We start from the raw sequence: 15,097 nt of genomic DNA, 5'->3' as shown, positions 1-15,097 counted from the left end.
ATGACGACGGAAACAGTTCTTAAAAATGCAAATGTCGTGTTGCCTGATGAAGTTATCAGCGGCACCGTTAAAATCGTTGATGGCATTATTGTCGACATCACGTCTGGTTCGTCCGTATCTGGCGAAGATATGGAAGGCGATTATCTGACACCCGGTCTGGTAGAATTGCACACTGACCATTTGGAAGGCCATTATGCACCGCGCCCGAAGGTGCGTTGGAATCCGATTGCAGCAGTTCAGGCCCACGATGCGCAGATTGCGGCTTCCGGTATTACGACCGTGTTCGATGCATTACGGATCGGCTTTGATCAGGAAGCGCAGACGGGTATCGATGATATGCGCAAGCTATCTTCGGCAATTGCTGAAGGTCGGGAAGCGGGGCGCTTGCGTGCGGATCATTTTCTGCATTTGCGCTGCGAGGTTTCAGCGCCTGATTGTTTGAGCGCATTCGAGCGCTTTGGCGTTCACCCACTGGTCAAGCTTGTGTCGCTGATGGATCATGCACCCGGACAACGCCAGTTCACGGATATCGAGACCTACAAATCTTACTATATGAGCAAGCTCAAGGTCTCGGAAGAAGAGTTCATTCGCTATTGCGAAAAGCGCATGGGGCAATCGCAGCAATATTCGGCATCGACGCGCAAAGCAATTGCCAATGCCTGCACGGAACGTGGCATTGTCCTTGCCAGCCATGACGATGCAACAGTGGATCATGTTGCAGAAGCAACGGAGCAGGGCATTCGCGTGGCCGAGTTTCCGACCACGCATCTGGCCGCAAAGGCATCGAAAGAATCCGGGATGTCTGTTCTGATGGGCGCGCCAAACGTGGTGCGTGGCGGTTCGCATTCCGGCAATGTTTCGGCGCGAGAACTGGCCGAAGCGGGTCATCTCGACATCATTTCTTCGGATTATATTCCGGCAAGCATGATGCAATCGGCGTTTTTCATGGCTGACGTGATGGATGCAATCACGCTCCCACAAGCAATCAAATTCGTTTCAAGCAACCCCGCGAAGGCCGTTGGTCTTCAGGACCGAGGCGAAATTGCTATTGGTAAGCGTGGCGATCTGGTGCGTGTGCAGATTGCCGAGCATGTGCCGATCATCCGTACTGTTTGGCGTGAAGGACGGCGCGTGATCTAGAGCGCATTTCGAAAAGTTCGAAGCGGCTTTCGGAACAAGATGCGCTTAAATACAAATGGGTAGAGCATTTCCAATAGCTCAATCAAAACAGGAAATGCTCTAGAGAGCCGTGCGCCCTGTTGGGCGCACAAAGGTCGCTCTTAAAGCGTCATTCTCATCATATCAAATAGTGGCGTCTGCCAGCGAAAGTATTCCTGTTTCAGCATCTACTGACAGCTTCAACTCTTTATAGCTGTTGATGCTCTTATGCGATGTTTCTGGTGAATGCGGATGTGTGGCAGTCACAACAACGACGCGTGCGCCAGCAGTTTCGCCGGCAACAATGCCCGCAGGCGCATCTTCAAACACAAGACAATTGTGCGGATCGAAGCCAAGCCGCTTTGCGCCCAGCTGGAAGCATTCAGGGCTTGGCTTTCCGCGCTGAACATCTTCCGCGGAGACGATTGTTTTTGGCATTGGAAGGCCAGCAGCCTGAAGGCGACGGCGAGCCAGCTCGATTGGCGCAGAGGTTACGATTGCCCAGCGGTCTTCGGGTAGTGAGTTCAGGAAGTCTAGCACGCCTTCAATCGCGACGATGCCATCAAGATCTGCCATTTCCGCATCAAGCAGGATTTTAGCTTCCGTATCTGGATCAAGATGCGGCAAGCCGAGCCGACGGACAGTATCGACCGCACGCACGCCATGAATTGTTGGAACAAATGTTACCGGATCAATGCCATGACGGATGGCCCATTGGCCCCAGACGCGCTCGGTTGCAGCAATAGAGCTAAGCACAGTGCCGTCCATATCAAACAGAAAGGCGTCGAACGGCTTATCGAAGGGGGACAGATCGGTCAAAATAAGGTCCTCGGAATTTCATGCCAATTGTGGGCCAAGAATCGGGTGGGTTTGTTCGCCAGAGATCATAATGCGGAAATGCGAGCAAAGTCACAGTATTCAACGGATGAATCGCGTTTGTCATGGCGTGAGTATGAAAAATCGGATGCGCCACCTATATTGAGAGTGCTGGATCTGGCGACAAAACTTGATCATTTGCCATCTTTGTGGCTTTTTGCGCCACCTGACACCACCTCTAAAAGACGAGAACGAATAGCGGCGTGAATCGCTTTCTCAGGATTGTTGTTTAAATGACTGAAATAACAGATAAAAATCGCAACTATCCGGATTATCGGTTTTCGGTCGCGCCAATGCTCGACTGGTCTGACAGGCATTGTCGCTATTTTCATCGCCTGTTTTCCAAACATGCGCTGCTTTATACGGAAATGGTTGTGGCTGACGCCGCGATCCACGGCCCGCGCGACCGTCTCATGGGGTTTGACAATACCGAGCATCCTATTGCTTTGCAGCTCGGTGGCTCTGATCCCGTAAAATTGCAGGAAGCGGCACGCATCGGCGAAGGTTTCGGTTATGACGAAATCAATCTGAACGTCGGATGTCCATCTGATCGCGTTCAATCGGGAACGTTCGGCGCGTGCCTGATGCAGACACCTGATGTCGTTGCGCGTTGCGTTGCGGCGATGAAAGAGGTTGTTTCTGTGCCGGTCACGGTGAAGTGCCGGATTGGCGTTGATGACCAGGATCCAGAAGCTGCACTTGATGCCGTTGCAGATCAGGTGCTTCAAGCGGGCGCAGATGCGCTTTGGGTTCATGCCCGCAAAGCATGGCTGAAAGGCCTGTCACCGAAAGAAAACCGCGATATTCCGCCACTTGATTATGACCGTGTTTATCGCCTCAAGCAGCGCCTCAACACGCCGTTTGTGGGCATCAATGGCGGTATAGGCACGCTGGAAGAGGCTGCTTTGCATCTCAACCATGTAGATGGCGTCATGTTGGGGCGTGCCGCTTATCATAATCCGGCGCTTCTGGCTGACGTTGACCAGCTCATCTATGGTAGCGCCGAAAAGCCGAAAGACATCGCCGATGTTATTGAAGCCATGTGCGAATATGTCGACCGGCATATTGCCGATGGAGGCAGACTTTCGCATATCGGTCGCCATATGGTTGGCCTGTTCATGGGGCAACCCGGTGCACGTCGTTGGCGCCAAATATTATCGACCGATGCGACCAAGCCCGGTGCAAACAGCGATGTGTTGCGTCAGGCTTATGCGTCCGTCATCGAAGCGTGCAACGAAGCAGCCTGATTAGAGCGCTGATTTGATTCATTCAGATCGAAACGCGCTCTAATCCATCATAATCAGCTGGTCGCCGCGAACGCTGAAACCACCAAGGGTCTGAAGGAAGTTCATGCCGAGCAGGCTGCCGGTCATTAAACCTTCCTGTGTCACCATCGCACGAATATTGTGCCGCTGAATGTCGCCGATCTGTAGGGTCGCGATTGTGATGCTGGCTGCAGTCGCTCTGCCGTTAGCCGTATTGATCGGCACATTATAGGCAAGGGACGATGTGTCGATACCTGCTCGCTCGGCATCTTCCTTGGAAAGCACCACTGATGATGCTCCCGTATCGACAAGGAAATGCACGCGGGCATCGTTGACGCGGCCATTGACTTCAAAATGTCCGTTAGCCGATTTTGCCAGTGTGACTGTCAGTGATCCATCAGATGCACGACCAGAAATCGGGCTGCCTGGAATAAGGCCAGCAGTTATGCGACTTCCAACATCCTGAAGCTCATAGCGATATTGATAGGCTGCAACGAGACCGAGAATAATGACAGCCCAAACAGCCATGTTGCGCACGAAATCGGTAAGTTTGATACCGGAGCCGAGCAGACCAGCTGCAAGCACAACGCCCCATATGCCCATATAGGCGGCTTGACCGAAGGCGTCATTGGCAATGCCAAGCGTTGTGCCGCTGTCATTATTGGCCATCAGTAGCAAAATAACGACTGCAATGGCTGCAATCACAATCCAGAACAAACGCCCCATCAGCCTTCCTTCTTTTCCAGTCTTTCATGTCGCGTCGGTAAAAGCGCCATGATTGCTCGCCGTTCGTCTTGGCCCATGGAGGACCACTCGGCAATTTCATCGAGTGTGCGGGCGCAGCCAAGACAGAATCCTGTCCGACTGTCGATTACGCATACCAGAATACATGGCGATTCGATTGTTGCCGTGTTCATGAAATGAATGTGGTTTCCTCAAAGTGCGCTGACAAGGCCAAGCAGCACTGCAGCAACGCCAATCTGTTGAGCGGCACCCAGTGTATCACCTGTTTGCCCGCCAATTTTTGCAGTGCAGAGCTTTGCAAAGCCGAAGATCAATACAATGCTGAAGAGCAGTGCTTTGATAAAACCTGCAAGACCGGCGACCGGAATAGCCGTCACAATAAGGATGCCAAGTCCCAGCGAACAGGCGCAGACGAGGGTTTCCCAGCTTGGTTGCCCAAGGTTATCGGCGAGCCCACCGGGGCGTGCGGATGGCAGCCCATACCAGAGCGATAGCATAGCAGCGCGGCTTGCAGCTTCTGCACCGATAAGCGCAAGTGCTGCATAGCACGGACCTGCGCGATCAATGATAGCGGCCAGCAGTGCCACCTTGAGGCCTGTCCAGATGATGAGTGTCAGTGCTGCAAAGGTCCCAATGCGTGAGTCCTTCATGATGTCGAGGCGACGTTCTGGGTTGGATGAGCCAAAAAAGCCGTCCGCTGTATCACCCAGCCCGTCTTCGTGCAGTGCGCCGGTCATGGCGGCCAGTGCGCCAACGGCGATTAGGCCCGAAACAACCGAAGGCAGGCCGAGATGATCTGAAACCAGAAGGGCGATACCTGCCAAAAGGCCAAGAACAGCGCCAGCCAAAGGAAACGCGCGCAAGCTTTTCCGGAGCGAATCGCCCATGCTATCGTCAGTTGTGGTCAGCCAGTTTTGAGGCAATGGCAAACGGCTCAGAAAGCCCAGAGAACGAAATGTGTCTCTTATAAAGCTATTTCGCTGCAACTATTTGCTCCGCTTTAAAACTACAACGTCGACTGGGTCGAATATTTGCGGCCAATAAGGCTTGGCGCAAAGAGGTGATTTGAAAATTTGATTAAGTGCTTATAGGACGAGCAGAACTGTTTTGCATCCTCCATTGATTGATTGGACTAGACGATATGAGCGCCAGTGGCCTTCCTTTTGACGATTTTCGCGAACTTATCCGCAATCTGCCGGGGCCTGATCTGGGTGCCGAAGCAGCTGTACGAGCACGAGACGCCACTCTGACCAAGCCTGCTGGCTCGCTCGGGCAGCTTGAAGAAATTGTTGCTTGGCTGGCTGCATGGACCGGCAAGTCTGTACCGCAGATCAATCGTCCGCTTGTCGCAGTTTTTGCTGGTAACCACGGCGTAACTGCCAAGAACATCACGCCATTCCCATCAAGCGTTACTGCGCAGATGGTCGAGAATTTTGCGGCAGGCGGTGCAGCAATCAATCAGATCTGCATTGCACATGATCTTGGCCTGAAGGTTTTCGATCTCGCACTGGAGCATCCGACGGGCGATATCACTGAAGAAGCCGCAATGGACGAACGTACCTGTGCTGCTACCATGGCATTTGGCATGGAAGGCATCGCGGGCGGCACGGATCTTCTTTGCATCGGTGAAATGGGGATAGGCAACACCACGATTGCCGCTGCAATTTCTCTGGCGCTTTTCGGCGGCACTGCTGAGGATTGGGTCGGGCCGGGCACAGGTTCAACTGGTGAGCTTCTGCAACGCAAACTTGCTGCTGTTCGTGCAGCGGTCAATCTTCATCAGGATCACCTCAAAGACCCGCTGGAAGTGCTGCGCCGTCTGGGTGGCCGCGAAATCGCTGCTATGGCAGGCGCAATCCTTGCTGCACGCATGGAGAAAATTCCGGTTATCGTCGATGGTTTTGTCGCAAGTGCCGCAGCAGCAGTACTTTATGCAGCAAATCCAACGGCTGTCGACCATTGCCTGTTCGGCCATGTATCTGCTGAACCGGGCCACAGGCTGCTTCTGGAGAAGATGGGCAAAAAGCCACTTCTCGATCTTGGGATGCGTCTTGGCGAAGGTACGGGTGCTGCATTGGCTGCAGGGATCGTCAAAGCCGCAGCGCTTTGCCATAGTGGAATGGCAACATTTGAACAAGCTGGTGTCACAAGTTCCACAAAATGAACACAAAAAAGCCCGGAGTTTTCCGGGCTTTTTTGTGGCTATAAGCGTTTAATTGCTCTCTTTATCGAGCACCATGTAGTCGAGCGGCAGCTCAGTCGTGTACTTGATTTGCTCCATCGCGAACGACGAAGAGACGTCACGAATTTCGATCTTACCGATCAGACGCTTGTAGAAAGCATCATATGCAGCAATGTCTGGTACCGCCACGCGCAGAAGATAATCAACGTCACCGCTCATGCGGTAAAACTCGATAACTTCAGGAAATTCCTGAACCACTTCCGAGAAGCGCTTGAGCCATTCATTGCTGTGCGAGCTGGTGCGGACAGAGACGAAGACCGTTACGCGCGTGTTGACACGCACTGGGTCGAGAATGGCGACACGGCGTTTAATGACGCCGTCTTCCTCAAGTTTCTGGATGCGGCGCCAGCAAGGGGTCGTGGATAGGCCAACCTTTTTGGCGACATCAGCGACCGCCAAAGTTGCGTCTTCCTGCAGCAAGCGCAGTATTTTTCTATCGAGCCTGTCCATACGTTTTTAATCCCGGTATTAGAAATCGTTTCCCGAAGTGTCCGGATGAGTGAAACTTCATACCTTATCGTTTGCATTCGCCCGAATTTACAGGAAAAAAATTCCATTGAGAACTGAAGTTCTAAAAATTATTTTCCGGGATCAATGAGTTTGCGTATTTTCTGCTGAAGAGCTGGTACGGTTTCCGCATCAAACCACGGATTTCGTTTAAGCCAGCCGCTGTTGCGCCACGACGGATGCGGCAGAGGTAAAACCGTTCGGCCGTCGGCATTTGGCATTTCCATGAAGCTGCGCCAGTTCTGAACCGTTTTGGTGAGGCTGGTTTTGCGCCATTCAGGCAAATGATAGGCAAGGGCGTATTGCCCGACGACGAGAATGAACTCCAGTTGCGGCATGGATGCAAATACGCGGTCATGCCACGTCTGCCGACACTCTCGGCGCGGAGGAAGATCTCCGCCATGTTTGTCATAGCCTGGAAAGCAAAAGCCCATTGGCACAATCGCAAAACGTGCGGGGTCGTAAAACTCTTCTCGTGTGGTGCCGAGCCATTGCCGCAGACGATCGCCTGATGGGTCGTTGAAGGGCAGGGAGCTGTTATGCACGCGAATACCCGGCGCCTGCCCGCAAATGGCTATGCGGGCGGTATCCGATATGATGCAGACGGGATTGGGTTCGTGCGGCAAAGGCGGCAGATATTGAGGCGTGTCACGACAAATACGACACGCCTGGATCGAGTGTCTGAGCTCGTCCAGATTTTTCATTATCGCAGTGCCGCTCCGCATCAGAGTGAATTAATAAACGAAAATAGCCGATCTTTGATATAGTTGATGGTGCCGCTGATTACATCGGTTGATGGTGCCTCATGGCCTGTTTCGGGTTCAGCATTCGGCTTTTGGTGTTCTCTGCGCCATTGAAAGGGCATTTCAAAGCTGCCAGCCCATATTCCGCGTTTCTCGCGACGGGCGGAAGCTTCTGCGCTGCGATAGTCGCCATAAGAAACCGCCCAGCCTTGTTCCACCATCCACTGGTTGAGATCCGTGTCACCCAGATAGCAACGCCCGAGATCTCGACCATACTTATCAAAGCCTTCTTTTTCACACCGAATCGCGGCTTTGCCGATTCTGTTTTTCAGCGCATTGCGGGCATCTCGACCGCAGGCATAGTCACTGCCTTCAATTCGACAGGTCTGCTCCATCTCAGGTGCATCGATACTGAGAAGGCGGATATGTGCCTTATTCAGTATGACTGTATCGCCATCAATGACGTAGACTGATCCTGTCGCAGATTCCCGCGGCTGTCGGTTAACCGGTAGGGAAACAATGACGGCCCCAAGAATTAAAAAGATTAGTAAAGTTAAGAGGATGCCGCCAAATCCTCCACCCTTTTTTCGGCTTCTTGGTTGATATGGCCGCTTATAATAGCGCCGCCTTTTGTTCATTGTTTCATGCCCCCAATCGCGCCCCACACTTAATGCATCTGCAGCTTTTTGCGAAGTTCAGCGTATTTTGGATTGAAGATGCACGGCAACTTATTGGGGTCAACTCAGAGCGGTTTTGTGTTGATTCAGCAACAGTCTTTACCATTGCTTTAGTCTAAAAAGGTGGGAGATACATTTTGCCCATTTCCCGCCACAAAGGCACGTCACCGGATAGGAAAGGCAAAAGCTATTAAACACTTCTGGGAAACTTTGGTTCCCTCAGGACAGGCGAAAAATGAAGCAAGGCGCATTGTTATATAACGATCCGTTTTCGAGCAGTGGAAAGACTGCCTCAGCTTCTTTTTCTTATGCGCACAATAGCCGAGCTTTTTTCCGTCAAAATCGGGTCTCAGTGTTGACGAAAAGACAATGCATTCTGTCGTTTATGTCATCAACTTCCACCCAATGTGAAAGACCAGCGTTGTGATGCGTATCCGCAGTTTTTCATATCCCCTTATCGCTGCGGCACTTGGCTTGGCCATTGTATGCAACAGCGCTTCGGCTTTTGATTTAAACGATGACTCGGAAAAATCACGTAGTCCGTTTGAGCTCTTCAAATTCGGTTTCTCCGCTTACAAAAGCGGCCATAAGGACGAAGCCATTAAAGCTCTTCGTTATGCTGCTGAACGCGGTCATCAGGGCGCTAAGTGGAAACTGGCTCGCATGTATGCCGACGGTGACGGTGTTGCCGAGAATGACTACGAAGCTTACCAGATTTTTGAAAAGATCGTCCGTGACGGTGCAGAACCAGGTTCCGAGAATGAGCCTTATGTTGCTGACGCGCTGGTCGCGCTTGCTGGTTACGTGAAAGTAGGCATCCCGGGTTCCCCGGTGAAGTCCAATCCAAAGTTTGCTCGCGATCTTTATGTGCAGGCAGCGTCGAATTTTGGCGATTCGGCTGCCCAGTATGAGCTCGGCAAGATGCTCCTGGATGGCGAAGGCGGTGAACGCAACTCGGTTCAGGCTGCTGGTTGGTTCCAGTTGGCTGCCAAAAAGGGCAATGCCAGCGCTCAGGCAATGCTTGGAAACATGCTCTTTCAGGCTGGCAAGACCGTTCGTGGTCTGGCTATGCTGACCGCAGCATTTGAACGCTGCCCCACGGAAGATTGCACATGGATCCGCGATATGCAGGAACAGGCATTCTCAATTGCAGGTGAAGCAGATCGCCGTAATGCCATTGCTCTCGCAGGCGACTATGCCGTCAAGGGCGACTACTAATCATGCTTTATTCCTTGAACTGATCCAAGTTTAAGGAATTATGCTCTATACATTTGTTTTTACGCGCAACTTGTTCCGATAACCGCTTCGCCCTTTTCGGGATTCACTATAGCGGTGTGATTACACCGCCAATGTGACTGTGACCGGAACATGGTCGGACGGCTTTTCCCACGCTCTGACGTGCTTCTCTATATCCGCAGCAACAAAATGGTTGGCCGCTTCTGGTGAGAGCATCAGATGGTCGATGCGAATGCCATTATTTTTCTGCCAGGCTCCCGCCTGATAATCCCAGAACGTATAGACGCCATCTTCATCAGTTGAAGCGCGCACAGCTTCCGTGAAACCCAGATTTTCAAGTCGGCGAAACGCCTGACGTGATTGAGGCTGAAACAGCGCATCGCCCAGCCACTGCTGCGGGTTCTTCGCATCGTTTGGCTCTGGAATAACGTTATAGTCACCGGCGAGTACTAGCGGTTCTTCGAGCTCAAGCCTGTCTTTGGCCCATGCTTCAAGGCGCTGCATCCACGAAAGCTTGTATGGAAATTTTTCTGTGTCGATCGGATTGCCGTTTGGCAAATAGAGCGAGACCACACGAAGAACGCCCTTATCTGTCGAGAATACCGCCTCGATAAAGCGCGCTTGTTCATCGCTATCGTCGCCCGGCAAGCCACGATTAACCTCGTCAGGCGACTTCTTGGACAGAATCGCAACGCCGTTGAAGCCTTTCTGACCGTGCGTTTCCACATGATAGCCGAGCGCTTCAATCTCCATCCGTGGGAACAGTTCGTCCACCGACTTGATTTCCTGAAGGCAAGCAATGTCAGGCGACGATTCCTTCAGCCAATGCTGGAGGTTTTCGATACGCGCCTTGACGCCATTAATGTTCCATGTCGCGATTTTCATCTGCAAATGATTAGGCGGAAGACGAGGCGAGGGCAAGCGCTGCTCACTCTCCATCACAGAATTTCGCCTCGGTCTGATAATTATTCAAATGCCATTTGTATTGCCGCTTTTGCGTTCCTATCTCCATGAAACCGTAGCCAAACAGGAGATTTTAATGTTCGACGCCAAAAAGCTTCTCGATCAGTTTCTGGGATCGCAAATACCGGGCATGTCAGGAAGCGTTCGTGACAAGGCAGGGCAGGCCACTGATCTCGCGAAAAAAAACCCATTGGCTACGGGGGCGATTGCGGCTGCAATCTTGGGCACAAAAACCGGACGTAAGCTTGCAGGTAATGTGGCAACTGCGGGCGGTATCGCTGCAATCGCGGGCCTTGGTTATCTCGCCTACAAAAATTACAAATCCGGCCAGTCGCCACAGACCGCTGAACAGCCTGTAGCAAAAAAGCCAGAGCTGCCGCCGCCGCCAGCGGATTCTCCATTTCATCCGCAGTCCCCGACGATGAGCAATAGCTTCGCGCTTACACTCATTCAGGCGATGATTGCCGCTGCAAAGGCGGATGGCCATATCGATGACGCTGAACGCGCACATATCATGGAGAAGGTGCAGATTTCGGGTCTCGACAATGAGGCTGAAGCCTTCTTCGAGAAAGAATTGGCTGATCCGATTGATATTGATGCGCTGGTCGCTGCAGCGCAGACCGAAGAACAGAAGGTCGAGCTTTATACTGCTTCCCGTCTGACGATTGATCCGGACACCCGTGCGGAGCGCGGTTATCTCGATATGCTGGCCGGTCGTCTTGGCCTACCGGATGCGCTTGTCGATCATATTGATGCGACCGTTTCATCGGTAAAAGCCTGATAAAATAAAGCGGCTCCAGTCCAACTGGAGCCGCTTTATACAGCTGAATATTACTTAGAAATTAGAGCGCATACCGAAAAATGTGTAACGGTTTTCGGATAAAGATGCGCGTTAAAACAAGGGCTTAGAACGACAATCTGATTCAATCAGATCGAAACGCGCTCTAAGTCTGATCAGATCGCAAAGCTTGTGCCGCAACCGCACGATGCAGTCGCGTTCGGGTTGCGTATCTGGAACGATTGCCCCATCAGATCATCAACGAAGTCGATTTCCGATCCATCCATGTACGGCACAGAGATTGAATCAATCAGCACCTTGGCGCCGAGCTTTTCAATAACAATGTCATCGTCGGATTGATCGTCTACGAGGTCGTACTTGTAAGAAAATCCGGAGCAGCCACCGCCTTCGACCGAAACGCGGAGCGCAGTTTTGCCCGGTTCAGAACCGATAATTTTTGCAATCCGCTTGGCTGCGGATTCGGAAACGGTAATGTCTGTCATCTGCCTTGTTCCGCTTGCAATTGCGAGTGTCGAGTTGGAATTGTCTGGATTTACGACAAACGCATACTTGCCTTCATGTTTAGCTGATAGCTATGAACGCAACGTGTGGAAGTCAATGTCCGCACGATATTTGCGTAATCATATTACAGTGAGGAATGCATCGCAATGTCCGCTGAAGAAATAGGGCAACTGGAAGGAATTGGCTTCGGCTATCGCGAAAGAGCGCCCTATGCCAGTAATCCTGCGCTGAGCCGAGGTCGGCTGGTGCCGGAGCCTGAAAGCGCTACACGAACGCCTTTCCAGCGGGATCGCGATAGAATCATCCATTCCACCGCTTTTCGCCGTCTCAAGCATAAGACACAGGTGTTTATTGCCCATGAGGGGGATCATTATCGAACCCGCCTGACCCACACGATTGAAGTGGCGCAGATTGCCCGTGCTTTGGCGCGCGCTCTGAAGCTTGATGAAGATCTCGCTGAAGCCGTAGCACTCGTGCATGACTTTGGTCACACGCCTTTTGGGCATACCGGCGAAGATGCGTTGAATGAGCGGATGAAAGCCTATGGCGGCTTCGATCATAATGCGCAGTCTTTGCGTATCGTGACCAAGCTTGAACATCGCTATGCAGATTTTGACGGATTAAACCTTTCTTGGGAAACGCTTGAGGGACTGGTCAAACATAACGGCCCCCTTGTTGGTCCATTCGCCACGCACTCAGATGAACCGGTCCCGCAACCGATCCTTGATTTCAACGAACGTTATGATCTCGAATTATCGCGATTTGCCAGCCTTGAAGCGCAATGTGCCGCGATTGCCGACGATATTGCCTATAACGCCCATGACATTGACGATGGTCTTCGGTCGGGTTTGCTTAAGCTTGAGGGGCTTGATGAGGTGCCGCTCACAAAACGCCTTCTGGATATCGTGAGGACGCGCTATCCGGCGCTTGATGCGGTGCGCACTGGTCACGAACTGGTCCGCCGCCAGATCACCATCATGGTTGAGGACGTGATCGCTGAATCGCAGCGCCGTATTGCGGCAGCCAATCCGCAGAGCTTTGAGGATGTACAGGCACAACCGCGTGCGCTTGTTGGCTTTTCAGATAAGATGCGGGATGAAGAAAAAGTCCTGAAACGCTTTTTGTTCAAGAACCTGTATTTTCATGACAGCGTCGTTGTTCGCAGGCACGCTGCAGACAAGATCGTTCAGGACCTGTTCGATATCTGCTTCAGTGATCCATCGATCATGCCGTCAGAATGGCAATCAGGCTGCGAAACGCTTGATGATGCAGGGCGCGCGCGCCGCGTCGCCGACTATCTTGCGGGGATGACTGACAATTATGCAGTGCGAGAACACCGACGATTGTTTGACCATACACCCGATTTAGCTTAATCGGGGCGGGACGAAGCGGGTCTCGAAGCGCAAATGCCTCCGGGATCGCCGCTATTTTTATGACGAACAGAAGCCGGACAGCAGAAATTAACCGGACGGAAGCCTCACAGGACGAACCATGAATATCTTTGCAGATTTCGACGCGCGTATCAAAAAAACGTTGCAAGATATTGATCTTAAAGCAAAGGACGGTGGCGATCTCGATTTATCTCGTATCACCGTTGAGCCTCCGCGCGATGCAACGCATGGTGACATCGCCACCAATGCCGCGATGGTGCTTTCCAAGGCTGTCGGTCAGAACCCGCGTGAGCTTGCCACAATTATTGCTGATGCGCTGAAGGCTGATGCCGATGTTGCAACGGTCGATGTGGCTGGCCCTGGCTTCATTAATCTCCGTCTGAAAGATGTTTATTGGCAGCGCGAACTGTTTGCGATGCTCAATGAAGCAACCGACTTCGGCCGCTCCAAGCTTGGTGCTGGTACGAAGGTCAATGTCGAGTATGTTTCCGCCAACCCGACAGGACCGATGCATGTTGGTCATTGCCGTGGTGCAGTGGTTGGTGACGTGCTGGCAAATCTGCTGAAATTCGCAGGCTTCGACGTTACTAAAGAATATTACATCAATGATGCTGGTGCGCAGATTGATGTTCTTGCCCGTTCGGCGATCCTTCGCTACCGCGAAGCGCTAGGTGAGAACATTGGCGAGATCCCAGCGGGTCTTTATCCGGGCGATTATCTGGTGCCGGTTGGTGAGGCGCTTGCCAAAGAGTTTGGCAACAAACTTCTTGAAATGCCGGAAGATGAAGCGCTCGTTATCGTTAAAGATCGCACGATCGATGCCATGATGGGCATGATCCGTGCCGATCTGGAGGCGTTGAACGTTCATCATGACGTTTTCTACTCCGAGCGCACGCTCCATGTTGATCATGCACGCGTCATTCGCGCCGCAATCAACGATCTGACGCTCAAGGGCCATGTTTACAAGGGCAAGCTGCCGCCGCCAAAGGGGCAACTGCCTGAAGAATGGGAAGACCGCGAGCAGACCTTGTTCCGTTCGACAGAAGTCGGTGACGATATTGATCGTCCGCTGATGAAGTCTGATGGCACTTTCACTTATTTTGCGGCTGACGTTGCTTATTTCAAAGACAAGTATGACCGCGGCTTCAACGAGATGATCTATGTGCTGGGCGCCGACCACGGTGGCTATGTCAAGCGTCTCGAAGCTGTCGCTCGTGCCGTTTCCGACGGCAAGGCCAAGCTGACAGTTCTGCTGTGCCAGCTCGTCAAGCTGTTCCGTGACGGCGAACCAGTTCGTATGTCCAAGCGCTCTGGCGAATTCATCACTCTGCGTGATGTGGTCGATGAGGTTGGTCGTGATCCGGTCCGCTTCATGATGCTTTATCGGAAGAACGATGCGCCGCTCGACTTCGACTTTGCGAAAGTGACTGAGCAGTCGAAAGACAATCCGGTGTTCTACGTGCAGTATGCGTCCGCGCGTTGCCATTCGGTTTTCCGTCAGGCAGTCGACCAGCTTGGTCTGTCGGGTCTTGATCGCGTTTCTATGGCTGAACATTTCGGCAAACTGACCGACGAAAGCGAAATCGCACTCGTGCGTAAGCTTGCAGAATATCCGCGTCTGATCGAATCTGCAGCCACGCATCAGGAGCCACATCGCCTGGCTTTTTACCTCTATGACCTGGCCAGCGCGTTCCATTCGCAATGGAATAAGGGCACTGAGAACCCAGACTTACGTTTTATTAAGGTTAACGATCCAGAATTGTCTCTAGCAAGGCTAGGGCTAGTACAGGTCGTTTCCGATGTGCTGACTTCCGGTTTGACTATAATCGGTGCGGATGCTCCAACGGAAATGCGCTAGGACGGTTTCTATACGCGCAAGTTCAACCAGAGTGTTGAGCGGGTATAGATAAGTCAAAATGATGGAAGATCAGCGAGTATCCAAGTCGTCGATCTTCCTTCAGGCGCAGGAAACTTCCGTCAACTTTTGCCCACATT

Annotated in this window: 16 protein-coding genes; 7 read left to right on the top strand and 9 right to left on the bottom strand. The window is 52.2% G+C overall.

Features of this window, described 5'->3' with window-relative positions; genetic code table 11:
• Complete coding sequence (locus tag QSJ70_RS10130; RefSeq protein WP_285536127.1) at nucleotides 1-1,140, top strand: alpha-D-ribose 1-methylphosphonate 5-triphosphate diphosphatase; 1,140 nt, start codon at nucleotides 1-3, stop codon at nucleotides 1,138-1,140.
• 162 nt (nucleotides 1,141-1,302) lie between these two features.
• Here the strand turns inward: QSJ70_RS10130 and QSJ70_RS10125 are convergent, their stop codons facing one another.
• Nucleotides 1,303-1,977 carry an HAD family hydrolase gene (locus QSJ70_RS10125; protein WP_007874652.1) on the bottom strand — a complete coding sequence of 225 codons (675 nt, stop codon included), beginning with the start codon at nucleotides 1,975-1,977 and terminating at the stop codon, nucleotides 1,303-1,305.
• 290 nt (nucleotides 1,978-2,267) lie between these two features.
• On the opposite strand from QSJ70_RS10125, the gene dusA reads away from it, so the two are divergent.
• The gene (dusA, locus tag QSJ70_RS10120; RefSeq protein ID WP_064320501.1) at nucleotides 2,268-3,281 is read left to right on the top strand and encodes a tRNA dihydrouridine(20/20a) synthase DusA; all 1,014 of its coding nucleotides are present in this window, start codon (nucleotides 2,268-2,270) and stop codon (nucleotides 3,279-3,281) included.
• 39 nt (nucleotides 3,282-3,320) lie between these two features.
• Here dusA and QSJ70_RS10115 read toward each other — a convergent pair whose 3' ends face one another.
• Genes QSJ70_RS10115 through QSJ70_RS10105 form a run of 3 tightly spaced genes read right to left on the bottom strand, consistent with a single transcriptional unit; the run spans nucleotide 3,321 to nucleotide 5,029 of the window.
• Complete coding sequence (locus QSJ70_RS10115) at nucleotides 3,321-4,025, bottom strand: TIGR02281 family clan AA aspartic protease (RefSeq protein WP_079211785.1); 705 nt, start codon at nucleotides 4,023-4,025, stop codon at nucleotides 3,321-3,323.
• Complete coding sequence (locus tag QSJ70_RS10110; RefSeq protein WP_079211786.1) at nucleotides 4,025-4,216, bottom strand: DUF1289 domain-containing protein; 192 nt, start codon at nucleotides 4,214-4,216, stop codon at nucleotides 4,025-4,027. Before QSJ70_RS10110 ends, QSJ70_RS10115 begins: the two co-directional genes overlap by 1 nt.
• Nucleotides 4,217-4,234: 18 nt before the next feature.
• On the bottom strand, nucleotides 4,235-5,029 hold the full coding sequence (locus QSJ70_RS10105) for an adenosylcobinamide-GDP ribazoletransferase (RefSeq protein ID WP_112812376.1): 795 nt from the start codon (nucleotides 5,027-5,029) through the stop codon (nucleotides 4,235-4,237).
• A gap of 155 nt (nucleotides 5,030-5,184) precedes the next feature.
• On the opposite strand from QSJ70_RS10105, the gene cobT reads away from it, so the two are divergent.
• Nucleotides 5,185-6,207, top strand: coding sequence for a nicotinate-nucleotide--dimethylbenzimidazole phosphoribosyltransferase (gene cobT / locus QSJ70_RS10100; RefSeq protein ID WP_105519153.1), 1,023 nt, complete (start codon nucleotides 5,185-5,187; stop codon nucleotides 6,205-6,207).
• Between the two features lie 48 nt (nucleotides 6,208-6,255).
• Here the strand turns inward: cobT and QSJ70_RS10095 are convergent, their stop codons facing one another.
• The 3 genes from QSJ70_RS10095 to QSJ70_RS10085 all read right to left on the bottom strand — a co-directional run bounded on the left by QSJ70_RS10095 (nucleotide 6,256) and on the right by QSJ70_RS10085 (nucleotide 8,173).
• Nucleotides 6,256-6,735 carry an Lrp/AsnC family transcriptional regulator gene (locus tag QSJ70_RS10095; protein ID WP_007874663.1) on the bottom strand — a complete coding sequence of 160 codons (480 nt, stop codon included), beginning with the start codon at nucleotides 6,733-6,735 and terminating at the stop codon, nucleotides 6,256-6,258.
• A gap of 128 nt (nucleotides 6,736-6,863) precedes the next feature.
• Entirely contained in the window at nucleotides 6,864-7,496 is a 633-nt protein-coding gene (locus QSJ70_RS10090; protein WP_285536119.1) for a uracil-DNA glycosylase family protein, read from the bottom strand.
• Between the two features lie 20 nt (nucleotides 7,497-7,516).
• Nucleotides 7,517-8,173: a thermonuclease family protein gene (locus tag QSJ70_RS10085; protein ID WP_285536118.1), complete on the bottom strand. Its 657-nt coding sequence runs from the start codon at nucleotides 8,171-8,173 to the stop codon at nucleotides 7,517-7,519.
• Nucleotides 8,174-8,638: 465 nt separating this feature from the next.
• Here QSJ70_RS10085 and QSJ70_RS10080 point away from each other — a divergent pair, with 465 nt between their 5' ends.
• A complete protein-coding gene (locus QSJ70_RS10080; RefSeq protein ID WP_007874666.1) occupies nucleotides 8,639-9,430 on the top strand; it encodes a tetratricopeptide repeat protein in 792 nt (263 codons plus the stop codon).
• Between the two features lie 120 nt (nucleotides 9,431-9,550).
• Here the strand turns inward: QSJ70_RS10080 and xth are convergent, their stop codons facing one another.
• Nucleotides 9,551-10,387 carry an exodeoxyribonuclease III gene (gene xth / locus QSJ70_RS10075; RefSeq protein WP_502871676.1) on the bottom strand — a complete coding sequence of 279 codons (837 nt, stop codon included), beginning with the start codon at nucleotides 10,385-10,387 and terminating at the stop codon, nucleotides 9,551-9,553.
• Between the two features lie 100 nt (nucleotides 10,388-10,487).
• Here xth and QSJ70_RS10070 point away from each other — a divergent pair, with 100 nt between their 5' ends.
• The gene (locus tag QSJ70_RS10070; RefSeq protein WP_285536116.1) at nucleotides 10,488-11,192 is read left to right on the top strand and encodes a tellurite resistance TerB family protein; all 705 of its coding nucleotides are present in this window, start codon (nucleotides 10,488-10,490) and stop codon (nucleotides 11,190-11,192) included.
• 173 nt (nucleotides 11,193-11,365) lie between these two features.
• Here the strand turns inward: QSJ70_RS10070 and erpA are convergent, their stop codons facing one another.
• On the bottom strand, nucleotides 11,366-11,692 hold the full coding sequence (erpA, locus tag QSJ70_RS10065) for an iron-sulfur cluster insertion protein ErpA (protein ID WP_007874671.1): 327 nt from the start codon (nucleotides 11,690-11,692) through the stop codon (nucleotides 11,366-11,368).
• Between the two features lie 165 nt (nucleotides 11,693-11,857).
• Here erpA and QSJ70_RS10060 point away from each other — a divergent pair, with 165 nt between their 5' ends.
• Together QSJ70_RS10060 and argS are read left to right on the top strand one after the other, a co-directional pair.
• Nucleotides 11,858-13,084 carry a deoxyguanosinetriphosphate triphosphohydrolase gene (locus QSJ70_RS10060; protein WP_285536113.1) on the top strand — a complete coding sequence of 409 codons (1,227 nt, stop codon included), beginning with the start codon at nucleotides 11,858-11,860 and terminating at the stop codon, nucleotides 13,082-13,084.
• 118 nt (nucleotides 13,085-13,202) lie between these two features.
• Nucleotides 13,203-14,960 (top strand): arginine--tRNA ligase, encoded by a 1,758-nt coding sequence (argS, locus tag QSJ70_RS10055; RefSeq protein WP_064320508.1) that lies wholly within the window; start codon nucleotides 13,203-13,205, stop codon nucleotides 14,958-14,960.
• Nucleotides 14,961-15,097: the final 137 nt, after the last annotated feature.

Source organism: Brucella sp. NBRC 12950 (genome assembly GCF_030268145.1).
GTDB lineage: Bacteria > Pseudomonadota > Alphaproteobacteria > Rhizobiales > Rhizobiaceae > Brucella.
This window is presented reverse-complemented; position numbering and strand designations above follow the sequence as displayed.

Bases quoted from the DNA above. Each gene is read 5' to 3' on its own strand.
- QSJ70_RS10130 (WP_285536127.1), top strand. From the start codon at position 1: ATGACGACGGAAACAGTTCTTAAAAATGCAAATGTCGTGTTGCCTGAT.
- dusA (WP_064320501.1), top strand. From the start codon at position 2,268: ATGACTGAAATAACAGATAAAAATCGCAACTATCCGGATTATCGGTTT.
- QSJ70_RS10115 (WP_079211785.1), bottom strand. From the start codon at position 4,025: ATGGGGCGTTTGTTCTGGATTGTGATTGCAGCCATTGCAGTCGTTATT.
- QSJ70_RS10110 (WP_079211786.1), bottom strand. From the start codon at position 4,216: ATGAACACGGCAACAATCGAATCGCCATGTATTCTGGTATGCGTAATC.
- cobT (WP_105519153.1), top strand. From the start codon at position 5,185: ATGAGCGCCAGTGGCCTTCCTTTTGACGATTTTCGCGAACTTATCCGC.
- QSJ70_RS10095 (WP_007874663.1), bottom strand. From the start codon at position 6,735: ATGGACAGGCTCGATAGAAAAATACTGCGCTTGCTGCAGGAAGACGCA.
- QSJ70_RS10090 (WP_285536119.1), bottom strand. From the start codon at position 7,496: ATGAAAAATCTGGACGAGCTCAGACACTCGATCCAGGCGTGTCGTATT.
- QSJ70_RS10085 (WP_285536118.1), bottom strand. From the start codon at position 8,173: ATGAACAAAAGGCGGCGCTATTATAAGCGGCCATATCAACCAAGAAGC.
- QSJ70_RS10080 (WP_007874666.1), top strand. From the start codon at position 8,639: ATGCGTATCCGCAGTTTTTCATATCCCCTTATCGCTGCGGCACTTGGC.
- xth (WP_502871676.1), bottom strand. From the start codon at position 10,387: ATGGAGAGTGAGCAGCGCTTGCCCTCGCCTCGTCTTCCGCCTAATCAT.
- QSJ70_RS10070 (WP_285536116.1), top strand. From the start codon at position 10,488: ATGTTCGACGCCAAAAAGCTTCTCGATCAGTTTCTGGGATCGCAAATA.
- erpA (WP_007874671.1), bottom strand. From the start codon at position 11,692: ATGACAGACATTACCGTTTCCGAATCCGCAGCCAAGCGGATTGCAAAA.
- QSJ70_RS10060 (WP_285536113.1), top strand. From the start codon at position 11,858: ATGTCCGCTGAAGAAATAGGGCAACTGGAAGGAATTGGCTTCGGCTAT.
- argS (WP_064320508.1), top strand. From the start codon at position 13,203: ATGAATATCTTTGCAGATTTCGACGCGCGTATCAAAAAAACGTTGCAA.